Source organism: Streptomyces sp. Tu 2975 (genome assembly GCF_009832925.1).
GTDB lineage: Bacteria > Actinomycetota > Actinomycetes > Streptomycetales > Streptomycetaceae > Streptomyces.
This window is the reverse complement of the sequence record NZ_CP047140.1, coordinates 4,076,089-4,091,894: the sequence shown is the minus strand read 5'-3', so window position 1 is coordinate 4,091,894 and position 15,806 is coordinate 4,076,089. Positions and strand designations below refer to the sequence as shown.

General features: G+C 67.3%; 15 protein-coding genes and 1 pseudogene. 7 read left to right on the top strand and 9 right to left on the bottom strand.

The annotated features are described in order from the left end of the window. Window positions 1-158 precede the first annotated feature (158 nt). Complete coding sequence (locus GLX30_RS18065) at window positions 159-533, top strand: helix-turn-helix transcriptional regulator (RefSeq protein ID WP_159695102.1); 375 nt, start codon at window positions 159-161, stop codon at window positions 531-533. Between the two features lie 9 nt (window positions 534-542). Further along, a complete protein-coding gene (locus GLX30_RS18060) occupies window positions 543-959 on the top strand; it encodes a VOC family protein (RefSeq protein ID WP_159689894.1) in 417 nt (138 codons plus the stop codon). A gap of 165 nt (window positions 960-1,124) precedes the next feature. On the opposite strand, the gene GLX30_RS18055 is transcribed toward GLX30_RS18060, so the two are convergent. The 3 genes from GLX30_RS18055 to dnaB all read right to left on the bottom strand — a co-directional run bounded on the left by GLX30_RS18055 (window position 1,125) and on the right by dnaB (window position 3,714). Continuing rightward, window positions 1,125-1,559, bottom strand: coding sequence for a hypothetical protein (locus GLX30_RS18055; RefSeq protein WP_159689891.1), 435 nt, complete (start codon window positions 1,557-1,559; stop codon window positions 1,125-1,127). Between the two features lie 170 nt (window positions 1,560-1,729). Then, window positions 1,730-2,164 (bottom strand): VOC family protein, encoded by a 435-nt coding sequence (locus GLX30_RS18050; protein WP_159689888.1) that lies wholly within the window; start codon window positions 2,162-2,164, stop codon window positions 1,730-1,732. Between the two features lie 89 nt (window positions 2,165-2,253). Beyond that, window positions 2,254-3,714: a replicative DNA helicase gene (dnaB, locus tag GLX30_RS18045; RefSeq protein WP_208545583.1), complete on the bottom strand. Its 1,461-nt coding sequence runs from the start codon at window positions 3,712-3,714 to the stop codon at window positions 2,254-2,256. 456 nt (window positions 3,715-4,170) lie between these two features. On the opposite strand from dnaB, the gene GLX30_RS18040 reads away from it, so the two are divergent. Then, window positions 4,171-5,508 (top strand): MATE family efflux transporter, encoded by a 1,338-nt coding sequence (locus GLX30_RS18040; protein ID WP_159689882.1) that lies wholly within the window; start codon window positions 4,171-4,173, stop codon window positions 5,506-5,508. A gap of 115 nt (window positions 5,509-5,623) precedes the next feature. Here GLX30_RS18040 and rplI read toward each other — a convergent pair whose 3' ends face one another. From rplI to rpsF, 4 genes are all read right to left on the bottom strand, one after another. After that, the gene (rplI, locus tag GLX30_RS18035; RefSeq protein WP_159689879.1) at window positions 5,624-6,070 is read right to left on the bottom strand and encodes a 50S ribosomal protein L9; all 447 of its coding nucleotides are present in this window, start codon (window positions 6,068-6,070) and stop codon (window positions 5,624-5,626) included. A gap of 18 nt (window positions 6,071-6,088) precedes the next feature. After that, a complete protein-coding gene (rpsR, locus tag GLX30_RS18030) occupies window positions 6,089-6,325 on the bottom strand; it encodes a 30S ribosomal protein S18 (RefSeq protein WP_005315025.1) in 237 nt (78 codons plus the stop codon). Window positions 6,326-6,367: 42 nt separating this feature from the next. Then, the gene (locus GLX30_RS18025) at window positions 6,368-6,967 is read right to left on the bottom strand and encodes a single-stranded DNA-binding protein (protein WP_159689876.1); all 600 of its coding nucleotides are present in this window, start codon (window positions 6,965-6,967) and stop codon (window positions 6,368-6,370) included. Between the two features lie 74 nt (window positions 6,968-7,041). Further along, a complete protein-coding gene (gene rpsF / locus GLX30_RS18020; RefSeq protein WP_159689873.1) occupies window positions 7,042-7,332 on the bottom strand; it encodes a 30S ribosomal protein S6 in 291 nt (96 codons plus the stop codon). 270 nt (window positions 7,333-7,602) lie between these two features. On the opposite strand from rpsF, the gene GLX30_RS18015 reads away from it, so the two are divergent. From GLX30_RS18015 to GLX30_RS18005, 3 genes and pseudogenes are all read left to right on the top strand, one after another. Further along, window positions 7,603-7,917 carry a hypothetical protein gene (locus GLX30_RS18015; RefSeq protein ID WP_159689870.1) on the top strand — a complete coding sequence of 105 codons (315 nt, stop codon included), beginning with the start codon at window positions 7,603-7,605 and terminating at the stop codon, window positions 7,915-7,917. A 160-nt stretch (window positions 7,918-8,077) separates the two neighbouring features. Further along, window positions 8,078-9,195 (top strand): annotated as a pseudogene (locus GLX30_RS18010) (peptidoglycan bridge formation glycyltransferase FemA/FemB family protein). 76 nt (window positions 9,196-9,271) lie between these two features. After that, on the top strand, window positions 9,272-10,303 hold the full coding sequence (locus GLX30_RS18005; RefSeq protein WP_159689867.1) for an alanine racemase: 1,032 nt from the start codon (window positions 9,272-9,274) through the stop codon (window positions 10,301-10,303). Between the two features lie 60 nt (window positions 10,304-10,363). On the opposite strand, the gene GLX30_RS18000 is transcribed toward GLX30_RS18005, so the two are convergent. Both GLX30_RS18000 and GLX30_RS17995 read right to left on the bottom strand, forming a co-directional pair. Continuing rightward, window positions 10,364-11,884 (bottom strand): glycosyltransferase 87 family protein, encoded by a 1,521-nt coding sequence (locus GLX30_RS18000; RefSeq protein ID WP_159689865.1) that lies wholly within the window; start codon window positions 11,882-11,884, stop codon window positions 10,364-10,366. Window positions 11,885-12,003: 119 nt separating this feature from the next. Continuing rightward, on the bottom strand, window positions 12,004-14,691 hold the full coding sequence (locus GLX30_RS17995) for a transglycosylase domain-containing protein (protein WP_159689862.1): 2,688 nt from the start codon (window positions 14,689-14,691) through the stop codon (window positions 12,004-12,006). A gap of 359 nt (window positions 14,692-15,050) precedes the next feature. Between GLX30_RS17995 and GLX30_RS17990 the strand changes: the two genes are divergently transcribed. Then, window positions 15,051-15,764, top strand: a complete 714-nt coding sequence (locus tag GLX30_RS17990; RefSeq protein ID WP_159689860.1) for a PadR family transcriptional regulator — start codon at window positions 15,051-15,053, stop codon at window positions 15,762-15,764. Window positions 15,765-15,806 lie beyond the last annotated feature (42 nt).

The following is a 15,806-nucleotide window of genomic DNA, read 5'->3' as shown; positions in this document are numbered from 1 at the left end:
CCGCCGCGCTCGCCACCACCTGTTCCTCGGCTCCGGCTCCGCCTCGGCCCCGGCATCGTCCCTGTTCCCCACCGCCGGCGGCGGTGCTGTGGGAAAATGCTCAGGTGAGACGGCAGGATCTCGACGACCTCGTACGCCTGCGGCGGGCCCGCGACCGCATGGACCGCGACTACGCCGAGCCTCTCGACGTCCCGGCGCTGGCACGTGACGCCCTGATGTCGCCGGGGCACTTCTCCCGCAGCTTCCGCACCGCTTACGGCGAGACCCCGTACAGCTACCTGATGACCCGTCGCATCGAGCGCGCCAAGGCGCTGCTGCGCCGCGGCGACCTCACGGTGACCGAGGTCTGCTTCGCGGTCGGCTGTTCGTCGCTGGGGACGTTCAGCTCGCGCTTCACCGAGCTGGTCGGCGAGAGCCCGAGCGCCTACCGGGCCCGGAACCACGACCAGGGCGCCGCCATCCCGGCATGCATGGCCAAGATCCACACGAGGCCGGTCAGGAACGGAGAAGCGAACCCTGCCGCCCGGCCGTAGCGTGACGACATGGACATCAGGCTTTCCCAGTGCTTCATCGCCGTCGACGACCACGACAAGGCGATCGCCTTCTACCGCGACGTGCTCGGCCTCGAGGTACGCAGCGACGTGGGCTTCGAGGGGATGCGCTGGGTGACCGTCGGAGCGCCCTCTCAGCCGGACGTGAACATCGTCCTGGAACCGCCCGTCGCGGAACCGAACGCCTCACCGGCCGACAAGCAGGCCATGGCGGAGTTGATGGCCAAGGGCCTGCTGCGCGGCGTCATCTTCGCGACGGACGACTGCGACGCCACCTTCGAGCGCATCAGCGCCGCGGGCGGCGAGGTGTTGCAGGAGCCGATGGACCAGCCTTACGGCGTCCGTGACTGCGGGTTCCGCGACCCTGCCGGCAATCTGTTGCGCTTCACCCAGCCCCTCGGGAAGTGAGCCCCCTCGCGGGCCCGTCGAGGGTCCGCGGTTCCGGAACGTTGGGGGAGTCAGCAGCGGGCCGCAGCCGTCTCCGGCTGCGCTACCCGCCCGTCGGCGCCGCCGCCCCACGGCCCACCGCCGGCGCCCCTGCTAGGCCTCCGGCTTCCCTGGTACGCCCGCGGCCTACACCTCGTACCAGGGCCGGAGTTGCAGATACCGCTCCTTCATGGCCGGCCCGAGACGCGCCTCGATCCCGTACCCCGGCTCCCCCATGTAGGGAAGGTCGTCGAGGAACGACGTCACGATGACCTCGATCGCTCCGGGCGCGCAACGCCGTGTCTCCTCCTCCAGGAAGGCGAGGACCCGACGCCAGTCGGCACCGTCCGGTTCCCCTTCCCCCAGGTACGAGCGCACGGTGTCCTGCACGACGTCCCAGAAGAACAGGTGCGGGAGCACCCCGTGCTCGTTGAACACGTGGCACTCGTACGCGTCATCGAACCCGGGCACCTGAGCGACCAGGTCCTCCACGAGCCGCACACCGCCGACAGCGTTTTCGTTCGCCTCGCGCGCCCCGTATGCCTCGTGCTTCTCGCGATTCCCGTCGCCGCCGGCCGTCATGTGCCGGGACGCTACCTCAGCGCAGCAGCGCCGACCGCGGCCTTTTCCCGCCGGACGGTTCGCCGGTCCGAGCGCCTGACCCGGAGATCCGGGCCACAGCGCTCTGACAGGTCGGGAGCGGTACTTCCTCCTGGCCCAAGGGGACAGGACGAGGACACGTTCGCGGCCCCTCAGTCGAGACAGAACTCATTGCCCTCGATGTCCTGCATCCCGAGGCACGACTCGTTCTCGTCATCGGCGAGCAGTAGTTGTCCGCGTACCGCGCCGAGTGCGACCAGTCGTGCGCACTCGGCCTCGAGTGCGGCGAGACGCTCCTCACCTACGAGCCCGGTGCCGACCCGCACGTCAAGATGCACCCGATTCTTGACGACCTTGCCTTCCGGAACGCGCTGGAAGTACATGCGCGGGCCCACACCCGAGGGGTCCATGCAGACGAACGCTGAACCCTGACGCTCAGGCGGCAGCGAGCGGTTGAAATCGTCCCACGTTGCAAACCCCTCCGGTGGCGGCGGTACGACGTACCCCAAGACCTCGCACCAGAAACGAGCGACGCGCTCAGGTTCTGCGCAGTCGAAGGTGACTTGGAACTGCTTGATCGACGACATCGGCCCACCGTAGCGGCGCGTGCCGTTCACCGGGACCCCGGAGGTGTGATCGCCGCGCGGTCGGGATCTGAAACCTGCACGCCCAGTGATCAGGTCTGCGCCATGTCCACGAACCGTGAGTAGTGGCCCTGGAAGGCCACGGTGATCGTCGCTGTGGGGCCGTTACGGTGCTTGGCCACGATCAGGTCCGCCTCGCCTGCGCGCGGGGACTCCTTCTCGTAGGCGTCCTCACGATGCAGAAGGATGACCATGTCCGCGTCCTGCTCGATCGAGCCGGATTCACGGAGGTCGGACACCATCGGCTTCTTGTCCGTGCGCTGCTCGGGGCCACGGTTCAGCTGGGAGAGCGCGATCACCGGAACCTCGAGCTCCTTCGCGAGCAGCTTGAGGTTACGGGACATGTCGGAGACTTCCTGCTGGCGGCTCTCTGCCCGCTTCGAGCCGCCCGACTGCATCAACTGCAGATAGTCGATGACGACGAGCTTGAGGTCGTTCCGCTGCTTCAGCCGGCGGCACTTCGCGCGGATCTCCATCATCGAGAGGTTCGGCGAGTCGTCGATGTAGAGCGGCGCCTGCGAAACGTCCGGCATCCTGCGCGCCAGTCGCGTCCAGTCCTCATCCGTCATCGTGCCCGACCGCATGTGATGGAGAGCCACTCTGGCCTCGGCGGACAGCAGTCGCATCGCGATCTCGTTGCGGCCCATTTCGAGCGAGAAGATCACACTGGGCAGATTGTTCTTGATCGAGGCGGCCCGCGCGAAGTCGAGCGCAAGCGTCGACTTACCCATAGCGGGACGCGCGGCGATCACGATCATCTGGCCGGGGTGCAGACCGTTGGTCAGGGAGTCGAAGTCGGTGAAGCCCGTCGGCACACCGGTCATCTCGCCGCTGCGGGAGCCGATCGCCTCGATCTCGTCGAGGGCGCCCTCCATGATGTCGCCGAGCGGCAGGTAGTCCTCGCTCGTGCGCTGCTCGGTGACGGCATAGATCTCGGCCTGGGCGGAGTTCACGATCTCGTCGACGTCACCGTCGGCGGCATAACCCATCTGCGTGATCTTGGTGCCGGCTTCCACCAGCCTGCGCAGCACGGCCCGTTCGTGGACGATCTCCGCGTAGTACGAAGCGTTGGCAGCGGTCGGAACCGACTGGACCAGCGTGTGGAGGTAGGGGGCGCCGCCGACGCGAGTGATCTCGCCCCGCTTGACCAGCTCGGCCGCCACCGTGATGGGGTCGGCCGGCTCACCCTTGGCGTACAGGTCGAGGATGGCCTGGTAGACCGTCTCGTGGGCCGGCCGATAGAAGTCATGGCCCTTGATGATCTCGACGACGTCGGCGATCGCGTCCTTGGACAGCAGCATGCCGCCGAGAACCGACTGTTCGGCGTCCAGGTCCTGCGGCGGGACGCGCTCGAATCCAGGGGAGCTCCCGTCCCAGCCGCTGCCCTCCCTGCCTCGATCGTGCTGGTCCTCACGGCCGCGCCCTTCGTGGCGCCGCTGACGGGAGGCGGGGAGACGGTCCCCCGGACTGTCGGCCGCCCACGGGTCGTCCAAGGGCTCGGAAATGCTCACCCGGGCCACCTCCTCCCGTCCGCTCCACGGACCTACGCCGTGGCAGTCTTTTCTATGCCACGGCACTGACAGATCGAGTCGCCGGACTCCGTTCGAAGCGGGGTTCCCGCACGTCGGGCGACGGTCCACGGTAGGCCCGGCGGGAGCGTCAGCCAATCTGGTTATCCACAGGCACTGTGGACGAAGGATCAGATGCTGTGGAGAACCCTCCGCAACCTGTGCACGGACCGGGGGACAGCACTGTGGAAAAGTTCACGTCCTGCCCCTCGCAGCCCATCTCACCTGGGCTTTTCGCGTCCACCGCCTGTGGGGGAGAAAAACTTTTCCCGCCGGATCAAGATCAGAACAAACGGCGCACGAACCCAGGGGTGACGCCCTCCAAGGTAAGGACTGCTTGCCGCTTGCATCGCTTACCTGTGGAAGATTAGATTGACGCCCATGACACAGGTACCGGCAGGGGCGAAGGAACGTCTGCGGCGGCACGACCGGGAGATCATCGCGCTCGCGGTTCCCGCCTTCGGCGCCCTTGTCGCCGAGCCGCTGTTCGTCATGGTCGACAGCGCGATCATCGGTCATCTCGGTACCCCGCAACTGGCCGGCCTCGGCGTCGCGGCTGCCCTGTTGATGACGGCGGTTAGCGTCTTCGTCTTTCTGGCCTACGCGACCACGGCCGCCGTTGCCCGCCGGGTCGGCGCGGGTGACCTCCAGTCAGCCATCCGACAGGGGATGGACGGCATCTGGCTGGCGCTGGTCCTCGGGGTCGCCGTCATCGCTTTCACTCTTCCCGCGGCCCCATGGCTGGTGGACGTCTTCGGAGCTTCCGACACCGCCGCACCTCATGCGATCACGTATCTACGCATCTCCAGTCTCGGCATCCCCGCCATGCTGATCGTGCTCGCGGCCACCGGAGTGCTCCGAGGCCTCCAGGACACCCGTACCCCTCTCTATGTAGCGGTCGGCGGCTTCGCCGCCAACGCGGGACTCAACGCCGGACTCGTCTACGGAGCAGGCTTCGGCATCGCCGGCTCGGCCTGGGGCACCGTGATCGCACAGTGCGGAATGGCGGCCGCATACCTGGTCGTCGTCGTCCGAGGAGCACGCAAGCACGGTTCCTCACTCCGCCCGGACGCGGCAGGGATCCGGGCGAGCGCCCAGGCGGGGGTACCGCTGCTCGTGCGTACGCTCTCCCTGCGGGCGGTCCTCATGATCGCCACCGCTGTGGCGGCCAGGCTGGGCGACACGGACATCGCCGCTCACCAGATCGTGCTGTCCCTCTGGAGTCTGACAGCCTTCGCGCTGGACGCGATCGCCATCGCCGGACAGGCCATCATCGGCCGCTATCTGGGAGCCGGTGACGCAGAAGGTGCCAAACAGGTCTGCCGGCGGATGGTGCAGTGGGGAGTGGTCTCGGGGGTCGTGCTCGGGATACTGATCGTGGCCGCCCGGCCCCTTTTCATCCCTCTGTTCACAAGTGATCCGGCTGTCCGTGACACGTTGCTCCCCGCGTTGCTGGTCGTCGCGGTGTCCCAGCCGATTGCCGGTGTCGTGTTCGTGCTGGACGGTGTCTTGATGGGCGCCGGTGACGGCCCTTATTTGGCAGCGGCCATGCTGCTCACCCTGTTGGTGTTCGCCCCGGTCGCCTTGCTGGTCCCCGCCCTCGGAGGTGGACTGACCACTCTGTGGTGGGCGATGACCTTGATGATGACCGTCCGGCTGATGACGCTGTGGTGGCGGGCCCGGTCCGGTCGGTGGATCGTGACGGGAGCTGCCCGCTGATCACCGTTTCACGTGAAACGGTGATCGCCACGAAAGGCCTGCCACCGCACAGACGACGGAAGGGCCACACCCATCGGGTGCGGCCCTTCCTTACTGCTCTGTCGAGCGTCGGCGCTTAGGCGGCGACGACCTCGACGCCGAGCTGCGCGGCAACCTCGGGGTGCAGACGCACAGACACCTGGTGCGAGCCCAGGGTCTTGATCGGCGAACCGAGCTCGACGCGACGCTTGTCGACCTCCGGGCCACCGGCGGCCTTGATCGCCGAGGCGATGTCAGCCGGAGTGACGGAGCCGAAGAGGCGGCCGGCGTCGCCGGAGCGAACGGCAAGGCGCACCTTGACGGCCTCGAGCTGACCCCTGATGGAGTTGGCCTGCTCGATGGTCGCGATCTCGTGGATCTTGCGGGCGCGGCGGATCTGCGCCACGTCCTTCTCGCCACCCTTGGTCCAGCGGATCGCGAAACCACGCGGGACCAGGTAGTTGCGAGCGTATCCGTCCTTGACGTCGACGACGTCGCCGGCGGCACCGAGGCCAGAAACCTCGTGGGTGAGGATGATCTTCATGTCTAGGTCACCCTTCCCTTATCGCGCGGTGGACGTGTAGGGCAGCAGCGCCATCTCACGGCTGTTCTTGACGGCCGTGGCGACGTCACGCTGGTGCTGCGTGCAGTTGCCGGTCACGCGGCGGGCACGGATCTTGCCGCGGTCGGAAATGAACTTCCGCAGCATGTTCGTGTCCTTGTAGTCCACGTACGCGGTCTTGTCCTTGCAGAAAGCGCAGACCTTCTTCTTAGGCTTGCGCACAGGCGGCTTCGCCATGGTGTATCTCCTGTGTGATCAAGAAGTGGGGTACGAGCTGCCCTAGAAGGGCGGCTCGTCCGAGTAGCCGCCGCCAGAGCCCCCGGAGCCGCCGGAGCTTCCGCCCCAGCCGCCCCCGCCCTGCTGACCGCCGCCGGACGGCGCACTGGTGGCCCAGGGGTCGTCGGCGGGAGCACCGCCGCCGCCCTGCTGCTGACCACCGCCGGGGCCGCCGCCCCAGCTGCCGCCGCCCTGCTGACCGCCGGCACCGCCGCCGTAGCCGCCCTGGCCGCCGCGACCGGTGGTCTTGGTGACCTTGGCCGTGGCGTTCTTGAGACTGGGGCCGACTTCCTCGACGTCCAGTTCGTAGACCGTGCGCTTGACGCCCTCGCGGTCCTCGTAGGACCGCTGCTTGAGCCGGCCCTGCACGACGACACGCATGCCGCGCTGGAGCGACTCGGCGACGTTCTCCGCCGCCTGACGCCAGACCGAGCAGGTGAGGAAGAGGCTCTCGCCGTCCTTCCACTCATTGGTCTGGCGGTCGAAGGTGCGGGGAGTGGACGCGACGCGGAACTTCGCGACCGCCGCACCGGACGGGGTGAAGCGCAGCTCGGGGTCGTCGACGAGATTGCCGACGACCGTGATGACGGTCTCGCCTGCCATGGGTGAACCTCTCGGCGGGATTGCTGCTGGCTGCTTGCTGCTACTCGAAACCCGATGACCTCTGAGCTAGGTGCTCAGTGGGTCTCGGGACGGAGGACCTTGGTCCGGAGGACCGACTCGTTCAGGTTCATCTGGCGGTCGAGCTCCTTGACGACCGCAGGCTCGGCCTGCAGGTCGATGACCGAGTAGATGCCCTCGGGCTTCTTCTTGATCTCGTAAGCGAGACGACGACGGCCCCAGGTGTCGACCTTCTCGACCTTTCCGTTGCCCTCACGGACGACGGAGAGGAAGTTCTCGATCAGCGGGGAGACAGCGCGCTCCTCGAGATCGGGGTCGAGGATGACCATCATTTCGTAGTGACGCATGTGGAACCCACCTCCTTTGGACTCAGCGGCCACGGTCGTTCCGTGGCAGGAGGGTCGTGATGCGTGAGCAACGGTATCGGCCGCCACTGACAATCCCCCTCGTCGAGTGGCGATCGCTTCGCGGCCTGGGCAGACACCGGTGCAGACCGTACAGACTACCTGCACTCCGGCTTCCGGTTGAAATCCGGTGGCCCATGCCCGCAATCTGTACACATCGGGTCGACGCGGCGCTACGATGCGCCGCCTTCCGGCAAAGCCAGGAGGTGCCTCATGGCACAGGCAATGCGACGTCACTCCTCTGTCTCGCTGCTCGCCACGGACGGCAAGACTCATCCCCTTCAGGACACCCTGATGGCGGTGACGCTGGTATTGGGCGCTCTCGCGTTCATCTCGGCGATGTTCCACAACCTGCATCTGCTCAGCTCGTGGGCAGGGCTCATCGGCATCGCGACGGGCGCGTACGGGCAGTTCATCTCCGCGACGACCCGCGAGCGCTTCCTTCTGATCATCGGACTGGGCGCGTCCGCGGTGGGGTTCTTCCTCGGGATGGCCCACGGCGGGCTCTTCGGTGGCGTCCTCGGCTGAGGCCGGGGGGCGTCGGACCCAGGGGCGGGGACGGGAGCGGGCCGATCGGCGGCCCGCTCCCGCGCACAGCCATTCGGGCCCCAGCCAAGGACCAGTAGGCTTCGGCGCGAGAGCCGGAGCCCCTGACCCATGGGGACACACCTGCCGAGGAGCGCCCCGCATGAGCCTGACCCTGAGGACCATCAGTCGTGAGCAGCATCTGGCATACATCCAGACCCTGCCCTCGGCGAGTCACTGCCAGGTCCCGGCGTGGGCGGACGTGAAGACGGAATGGCGCTCGGAGAACCTCGGCTGGTTCGACAAGAACGGTGAGCTCGTCGGCGCGGGCCTGGTGCTCTACCGCCAGCTCCCCAAGATCAAGCGGTACCTGGCGTACCTCCCCGAGGGACCGGTGATCAACTGGTACGCCCCCAACCTGGACGATTGGCTCCAGCCGATGCTGGCGCATTTGAAGAACCAGGGCGCGTTCTCGGTGAAGATGGGGCCGCCCGTCGTGATCCGCCGCTGGGACGCCCCGGCGATCAAGGCCGGTATCCAGGACCCGGACGTGAAGCGACTGCGCGACGTGGAAGCGACGCACATCGAGCCGCGGGCCTTCGAAGTGGCGGACAGGCTGCGGAAAATGGGCTGGCAGCAGGGCGAGGACGGCGGTGCCGGCTTCGGCGACGTCCAGCCCCGGTACGTCTATCAGGTGCCGCTGGCCAACCGCTCGCTCGACGACGTCCTCAAGGGCTTCAACCAGCTGTGGCGGCGCAACATCAAGAAGGCCGAGAAGGCCGGCGTGGAGGTCGTGCAGGGCCGCTACGAGGACCTGGCCGAATGGCAGCGGCTGTACGAGATCACTGCTGAGCGGGACCGCTTCCGGCCGCGCCCCCTCTCGTACTTCCAGCGCATGTGGACGGTCCTGAACAACGAGGACCCGAACCGTATGCGTCTGTACTTCGCGCGGCACAACGGGGTCAACCTGTCCGCGGCGACGATGCTGGTCGTCGGGGCCATGTCTGGTACTCGTACGGCGCCTCGGACAACATCGGGCGCGAGGTCCGGCCCTCGAACGCGATGCAGTGGCGGATGCTCCGCGACGCGTACGCCATGGGCGCGACGGTCTACGACCTGCGGGGCATCAGCGACTCGCTCGACGAGACGGACCACCTCTTCGGCCTGATCCAGTTCAAGGTCGGAACGGGCGGCGAGGCCGTCGAGTACGTCGGTGAGTGGGACTTCCCGCTGAACAAGCTCCTCCACAAGGCACTGGACATCTACATGTCGCGTCGCTGACGACGCCGCGGCCGACTCCGTAGTCTCGTACACGTCTCTGATACACCGCAGCCACCAGAAAGGTTCCGGGCCGGCCATGGCGCTCTCCCTCTACGTCGACACCGCTCGCTGGCGGGCGCACCAGAAGTCGGTGATCGACCAGTTCCCCGGTCTCGTCCCGGTCTGCAAGGGCAACGGTTACGGCTTCGGCCACGAGCGGCTCTCCGAGGAGGCGTCGCGCTTCGGCGCAGACATGCTCGCCGTGGGCACGACGTACGAGGCCGCGCGGATCAAGGACTGGTTCAGCGGCGATCTCCTGGTGCTCACGCCCTTCCGGCGCGGTGAGGAACCGGTGCCGCTGCCCGACAGGGTGGTCCGCTCCGTCTCCTCGGTCGACGGTGTGCACGCGCTGGTGGGGGCCCGCGTCGTCATCGAGTGCATGAGCTCGATGAAGCGCCACGGCATCTCCGAGCAGGACCTCGGCCAGCTGCACGCCGCCATCGAGGACGTACGGCTGGAGGGCTTCGCCCTGCACCTGCCGCTGGACCGGACCGACGGTTCCGACGCGGTCGAGGAAGTCATCGGCTGGATGGACCGGCTGCGTGCGGCCAGACTGCCGCTGCACACGATGTTCGTGAGTCATCTGCGCGCCCAGGAGCAGGCCCGGCTCCAGCAGCAGTTCCCGCAGACCCGCTTCCGCGCGCGGATCGGCACGCGGTTGTGGCTCGGCGACCACGAGGCCACCGAGTACCGCGGCGCCGTGCTCGACGTCACCCGCGTGGCCCGGGGGGATCGTTTCGGCTACCGCCAGCAGAAGGCCGCCTCCGACGGCTGGCTCGTCGTGGTGGCGGGCGGCACGTCGCACGGTGTCGGTCTTGAGGCGCCCAAGGCGCTGCACGGTGTGATGCCGCGTGCCAAGGGCGTCGCACGGGCGGGTCTGGCGACGGTCAACCGCAATCTTTCGCCGTTCGTGTGGGCGGGCAAGCAGCGCTGGTTCGCCGAGCCGCCCCATATGCAGGTCTCGATCCTGTTCGTGCCCGCCGACGCGCAGGAGCCGAAGGTCGGTGACGAGCTGGTGGCGCACCTCAGGCACACGACGACCCAGTTCGACCGGCTGGTGGACCGCTAGCAGGCCTCGTCCCCCGGCCTGGGGACGGACGCGCGCTGCCGAGCCCGTCCCCAGAAGGCTTCAGACGGAAGGTTGCGGGCCGGCATCCGGCCCGCTCCGGGCCTGAACGCCCCACTCCACGCGCGGACCTTCCTCGGCGTGAGCGGCATGCCGCGGCGGATGCGCCGCCGGCCCCAGCACGAACACGTCAGGAGCGCCGTCGAGCACGCCCCCGCCCGGATCGTCGGAGCCGTCCTGACGGACCCCGTCCCGCTCCGGCATGAGGATGTCGCGCACGATCACGGCGCACAGGTACAGCGTCCCGAGCAGATGCAGCGCGATGGCCAGCTGGTAGCCCTCTGGCGGCAGCCCCTGGTGCTTGGGGCTGGTCGTGTAGGCGAGGTACATCCAGATGCCCAGGTAGTACATGACCTCGCACGCCTGCCAGATGAGGAAGTCACGCCAGCGGGGACGGGCGAGGGCGGCGAGCGGGATCAGCCACAGCACGTACTGCGGCGAGTAGACCTTGTTGGTGAGGATGAACGCGGCCACGACCAGGAAGGCGACCTGGGCGAAGCGGGGGCGGCGCGGTGCCCTCAGCGTGAGCAGGCCGATGCCCGCGCAGGCCAGGATCATCAACAGGGTGGCGTAGGTGTTGACGTTCTCCACGTCGATGGACTCGCCGGTGCGCTGCGTGATGATCAGCCAGAACGACCCGAAGTCGACCTGGCGCTCCTGGCTGAACGTGTAGAACTTCTTCCAGCCCTCCGGCGCGAACAGCATCACGGGCAGATTGACCACGAGCCAGGCTGCCGCCGCGCCGAGCGTCGCCATGATGAACTCCCGCCACTTGCCCGCCCGCCAGCACAGGACGAGCAGAGGACCGAGCAGCAGCACCGGGTAGAGCTTGGCGGCGGTCGCGAGCCCGATCAGGACGCCGAACGCGAGAACCCTGCCGCGTGACCACATCAGCATCGCCGCGGCGGTGAGAGCCACCGCGAGCAGGTCCCAGTTGATGGTGGCCGTCAGCGCGAAGGCAGGGGCGAGAGCGACGAGCAGCGCGTCCCAGGGGCGCCTGCGGTGCGTACGGGCGACACAGACGGCGATGACCGCGGCACAGATCATCAGCAGCCCGGCGTTGATCATCCAGTACATCTGCTGCTGTGCCAGGCCGGAGCCGCCGCCGAGGCGGCCGATCCAGGAGGCGACCTGCATGAAGAGGCCCGTCAGCACGGGGTACTCGAGGTACTCCATGTCACCGGGCAGGCGGTCGAAGTACGGAATCAGACCTTCGGAGAAGCCGCGGCCCACGAACAGATGCGGGATGTCCGAGTAGCAGGCATGGGTGTACTGCGAGCTGGTGCCCCTGAACCATGCCCAGTTGTAACAGGGCAGCTTCTGCACCATGCCCAGCGCGAACATGCCGATGGCGACCAGCGCCACCACACGCACGGGTGTGAGCGGACCGCCCCCGCTGCGTGACGCCCAGCGCCCGGCCGGGCCGCCGATCAGCTCGCTGCCTGCCGCGGCGATCCGGTCACGCCGTGTGGGGCGTACGTCAGGCCGTTCGTCGTACACGCTCGTCTCTTCTGCGCTGGGCATGGTGCACATCCTGCCGTACAGGGAGGGGGAAACGACGAGGGCCGCCGCCCCGGGGCTCGGCACGAATGCCGATCCTCTCCCGGTGCGGCGGCCTCGTCATGGCCGGCGCGGGGTGACCGTCAGCCTTCGCCGTCGGTACCTCCGAGGAAACCGCCGCCGTTGCCACCGCCGTTCCCGTTGCCACCGCCGCTGTCGGCGCCGCCATCGGTGCCGGGTGATGTCGACGGGCTCGGCGTCACGCCGCCGTTGGCGCCACCCTGATCGGCGCCGCCGTTGCCGCCGCCACCGTCGACGCCGCAGGTCCAGTCCTCCCAGGGGTTGCAGGACTCGGACGGGCCCGGGCTGGTCGACGGGGACGGAGACGGAGACGTGGACGGAGAGGGGGACGGAGACTCGGACGGGCTGCTGCTCGGCGTCGGGGACGGGCTGACTGCGCCACCGCCCCAGACCGCCTCACCGTCGATCGGCTCCGGCTTCGGGAACTTGAGGACCTTGGTGTCCTTGAGCGCTTCCGTCATGTAGTCCTGGAAGATCTCGGACGGGAACGACGAACCGTGGATCTTGTCCTGTCCACCGGTGTCGTACATCTCGAGGAACTCGCGCTTCTTGTTCTTCTCGTTGTCGTCCAGGCGGTACATGTCGATGGCGGTCGACAGCTGGGGCGTGTATCCGACGAACCAGGCGGACTTGTTGAAGTCGGTCGTACCGGTCTTACCGGCGACCTGCCGCCCCTTGACCTGGGCGTTGTTACCCGTGCCTTCGGGATGCTCGACGACGTCCCTGAGGACATCGGTCACGTTGTTGGCGATGTCCTTGTCGAAGGCCTGCTCGGCCTTGTCCTCGTGCTCGTAAACGGTCAGGCCCTCGTGCTTGACCTTCGTCACGGAATACGGGTCACGCTGCTCACCCTCGGCGGCGAAGGTGCCGTAGGCGCCTGCCATACGGATGGCGCTGGGCTCGGAGATACCGAGCGAGAAGGAGGGCACGTTCGACTTGCTCAGGCTGGACTCGAGCAGACCGGCGTCGATGGCGGCGTCCCTCACCTGCGGGATGCCGATGTCCATGCCGAGTTGCACGTAGGGGGAGTTGGCGGAGTGGATCATCGCCTCGCGCAGGCTGATGTTGCCGTAGTTCTGCTGACCGTCGTTGGTCTGATTCCACTCCTTCCCATTCTCGTCGCGCCAGACGGAACCGTCGTAGTTCTTGATCTTCAGCTTGTTCTTGCCGCTGTACCGGCTCTTGTCGGGATCGACGATCCGGCGGTCGTCGGGCCCCTGCTCCTCCTGGAGCTCGGGGTTGCGGACGCCGTCGCGCATGGCGGCGGCGAGGACGAAGGGCTTGAACGTCGATCCGACCTGGGCACCGGTGGCATCGGCGTTGTTGGTGAAGTGCTTGGTGGCGTCCTCACCGCCGTAGATCGCGACGATCTTGCCCGTCCCGGGCTCGACCGAGGCGCCGCCGAACTGGACGTGGGTGTCATCATCCGGGCGCTTCTTCGGGTCGATGTTCTCGTCACGGACCTTCTTGACCGCGTTCTCGAGGGCAGCGACCCGCTTCTTGTTGAAGGTCGTGTAAATCTCGTATCCGCCCTTGGACAGGTCGACTTCCTGGTCGTAGTTGTTCAGGAAGTTGGCCTTGGCCAGGTCCACCAGGTAACCGATCTGGCCGCCGAGCTGGGCGTTCTTTCGGGGTGACTCCGACGCGGGAAGGTCCGTGTACTTCTGACGCTCCGCCGCGTCGAGGTACTGGTCCTTGACCATCTCGTCGAGGATCCAGCTCCAGCGGATCCTCATCCGCTTGGTGTTGGCCTCCTCCGTCGCCGACGGATCGATCGCCGTGGCGCCGGCCGGGTCGTAGTAGGTCGCACCCTTGAGGAGCGACGCGAGGAACGCGCACTGGCTCACGTTGAGCTTGTCGGCGTCCTTGTTGAAGTACGTGCGGGCCGCGGCCTGGATGCCGTAGGCGCCTCGACCGTAGTAGGAGGTGTTGAGGTACCCCTCCATGATGTCTTCCTTCTCCATCTCCGAGTCGATCTTCATGGAGATGAAAAGCTCTTGGAACTTACGGCTGAGGGTCTGGTCCTGGTTGTCCAGCCGCGCGTTCTTCACATACTGCTGCGTGATCGTCGAACCACCCTGGGTCTGCTCGCCCCGTGCCATGTTGAACACGGCCCGGCCGATACCCATCGGGTCGATGCCCGAGTCCTTGCGGAAGGTTTTGTTCTCCGCGGAGATGACGGCGTTCTGCATCTCGATCGGGATCTTCGAGATGGGGATGATCTGCCGGTTGACCTCACCACCGGTGGCCACCATCTGGGTGCCGTCGTCCCAGTAGTAGACGTTGTTCTGCGCCCCGGCGATCAAAGCCTGCTCGGGCACGCCCACCATGGCGTAGGCGATGGTGCCCGCCGTCATCAGGCTGGCGAGGAACCCGAGGAACAGACCGGTCACGAGCTTCCAGGAGGGGACCCAGCGCCGCCACCCGTACTTGCCGTGGCGCGGGTAGTCGATCAGCCGCTTCTTACCCGGCCGTCCACCGCGGCGGCCGGCACCGTCGTATCCGCCGTCACCGCCGCCTCCGCCACGACGGCCACCGCGCCCTCCGTGGCCGCCGCCGCGCTGTGCGGCGCGGCGCGCCTCGGCACGACTGCTGTAGGGCCGTTCCTCACCATGTGAAGCGGCAGGTGAGGCCGACGTGGCGCCCCGGGGTGGGACGCCCCGGCGGCCTGAAGACTGCTGGGCGGCGCGTCTGGCCGCGGCGCGCCCGCCACCCTGTGGCTGCGGCGGTTTGCGACGGTGCTCGCTCATCGAACGACTACTCCTCGGGCAGGCGAGACGCCTGGAAGCGGCAGTTGAGTTCCGGTCCCCCCGAAATGGATACGGACGAGCCCCGGGAAGGGCTCATCCGCTGTGCATCCACGGCGATGACGCATGGAGACGTCACATGGTTCCCGGCGGTCTGCATCCGCACAGACTACGCACGGCCAAAACCCTCCTAGGCCTGAAGTTCACCCCATTTCAGGCAAGTCTCTCCCTATGAATTGGCGATGTGACGCCGCTCACCATGGCCGCTCTTGTCGGGACACTCGAGCCGTTCTATCGTGCTGATGTATCGAGTCGATACATCAGCACGACATAAACGACCGGGACCGGCGAGGGAGGCGACTGTGAGCAGGCGCTCCGGCATCCTCGAATTCGCCGTCCTCGGTCTGCTCCGCGAAGCCCCGATGCACGGTTACGAGCTGCGCAAGCGGCTCAACACGTCACTGGGAATCTTCCGGGCCTTCAGTTACGGGACCCTCTACCCCTGCCTCAAGACGCTGGTCGCCAACGGCTGGTTGATCGAGGAACCGGGAAACGCTCCCGAGGACGCCCTCGCAGCCTCGCTCGCCGGCCGGCGCGCCAAGATCGTCTACCGGTTGACGGCGGAAGGTAAGGAGCACTTCGAGGAGCTGCTCTCCCACACCGGCCCCGACACCTGGGAGGACGAGCACTTCGCGGCACGTTTCGCCTTTTTCGGTCAGACGGAGCGTGAAGTGCGGATGCGGGTGCTGGAAGGCCGCCGCAGCCGGCTGGAAGAGCGCCTGGAAAAGATGCGTGCCTCCTTGGCCCGCACCCGGGAGCGTCTCGACGACTACACCCTCGAGCTGCAGCGACACGGCATGGAGTCCGTGGAGCGTGAAGTGCGCTGGCTGAACGAGCTCATCGAGAGCGAGCGGGCAGGGCGGGATCAAAGATCCTCACCCGAGAGCACCGCACAGCAGGACAACACATCTGGAGCGACGGGCGGCCTGCCCCGGCACAGGGGTTCCGAGTCTTCCGGAGGGACGCCTCCCGATGACTCCACCCCGCCGGATCCGTCCGACGACCCCGCCAAGTGAAGCCCCGCACACCGCAGGGTTTCATCCGGAACACGAGAACAC

Excerpts from the sequence above, each read along its gene's own strand:
- GLX30_RS18065 (WP_159695102.1), top strand. The coding sequence starts at position 159 with ATGGACCGCGACTACGCCGAGCCTCTCGACGTCCCGGCGCTGGCACGT.
- GLX30_RS18060 (WP_159689894.1), top strand. The coding sequence starts at position 543 with ATGGACATCAGGCTTTCCCAGTGCTTCATCGCCGTCGACGACCACGAC.
- GLX30_RS18055 (WP_159689891.1), bottom strand. The coding sequence starts at position 1,559 with ATGACGGCCGGCGGCGACGGGAATCGCGAGAAGCACGAGGCATACGGG.
- GLX30_RS18050 (WP_159689888.1), bottom strand. The coding sequence starts at position 2,164 with ATGTCGTCGATCAAGCAGTTCCAAGTCACCTTCGACTGCGCAGAACCT.
- GLX30_RS18040 (WP_159689882.1), top strand. The coding sequence starts at position 4,171 with ATGACACAGGTACCGGCAGGGGCGAAGGAACGTCTGCGGCGGCACGAC.
- rplI (WP_159689879.1), bottom strand. The coding sequence starts at position 6,070 with ATGAAGATCATCCTCACCCACGAGGTTTCTGGCCTCGGTGCCGCCGGC.
- rpsR (WP_005315025.1), bottom strand. The coding sequence starts at position 6,325 with ATGGCGAAGCCGCCTGTGCGCAAGCCTAAGAAGAAGGTCTGCGCTTTC.
- GLX30_RS18025 (WP_159689876.1), bottom strand. The coding sequence starts at position 6,967 with ATGGCAGGCGAGACCGTCATCACGGTCGTCGGCAATCTCGTCGACGAC.
- rpsF (WP_159689873.1), bottom strand. The coding sequence starts at position 7,332 with ATGCGTCACTACGAAATGATGGTCATCCTCGACCCCGATCTCGAGGAG.
- GLX30_RS18015 (WP_159689870.1), top strand. The coding sequence starts at position 7,603 with ATGGCACAGGCAATGCGACGTCACTCCTCTGTCTCGCTGCTCGCCACG.
- GLX30_RS18005 (WP_159689867.1), top strand. The coding sequence starts at position 9,272 with ATGGCGCTCTCCCTCTACGTCGACACCGCTCGCTGGCGGGCGCACCAG.
- GLX30_RS18000 (WP_159689865.1), bottom strand. The coding sequence starts at position 11,884 with ATGCCCAGCGCAGAAGAGACGAGCGTGTACGACGAACGGCCTGACGTA.
- GLX30_RS17995 (WP_159689862.1), bottom strand. The coding sequence starts at position 14,691 with ATGAGCGAGCACCGTCGCAAACCGCCGCAGCCACAGGGTGGCGGGCGC.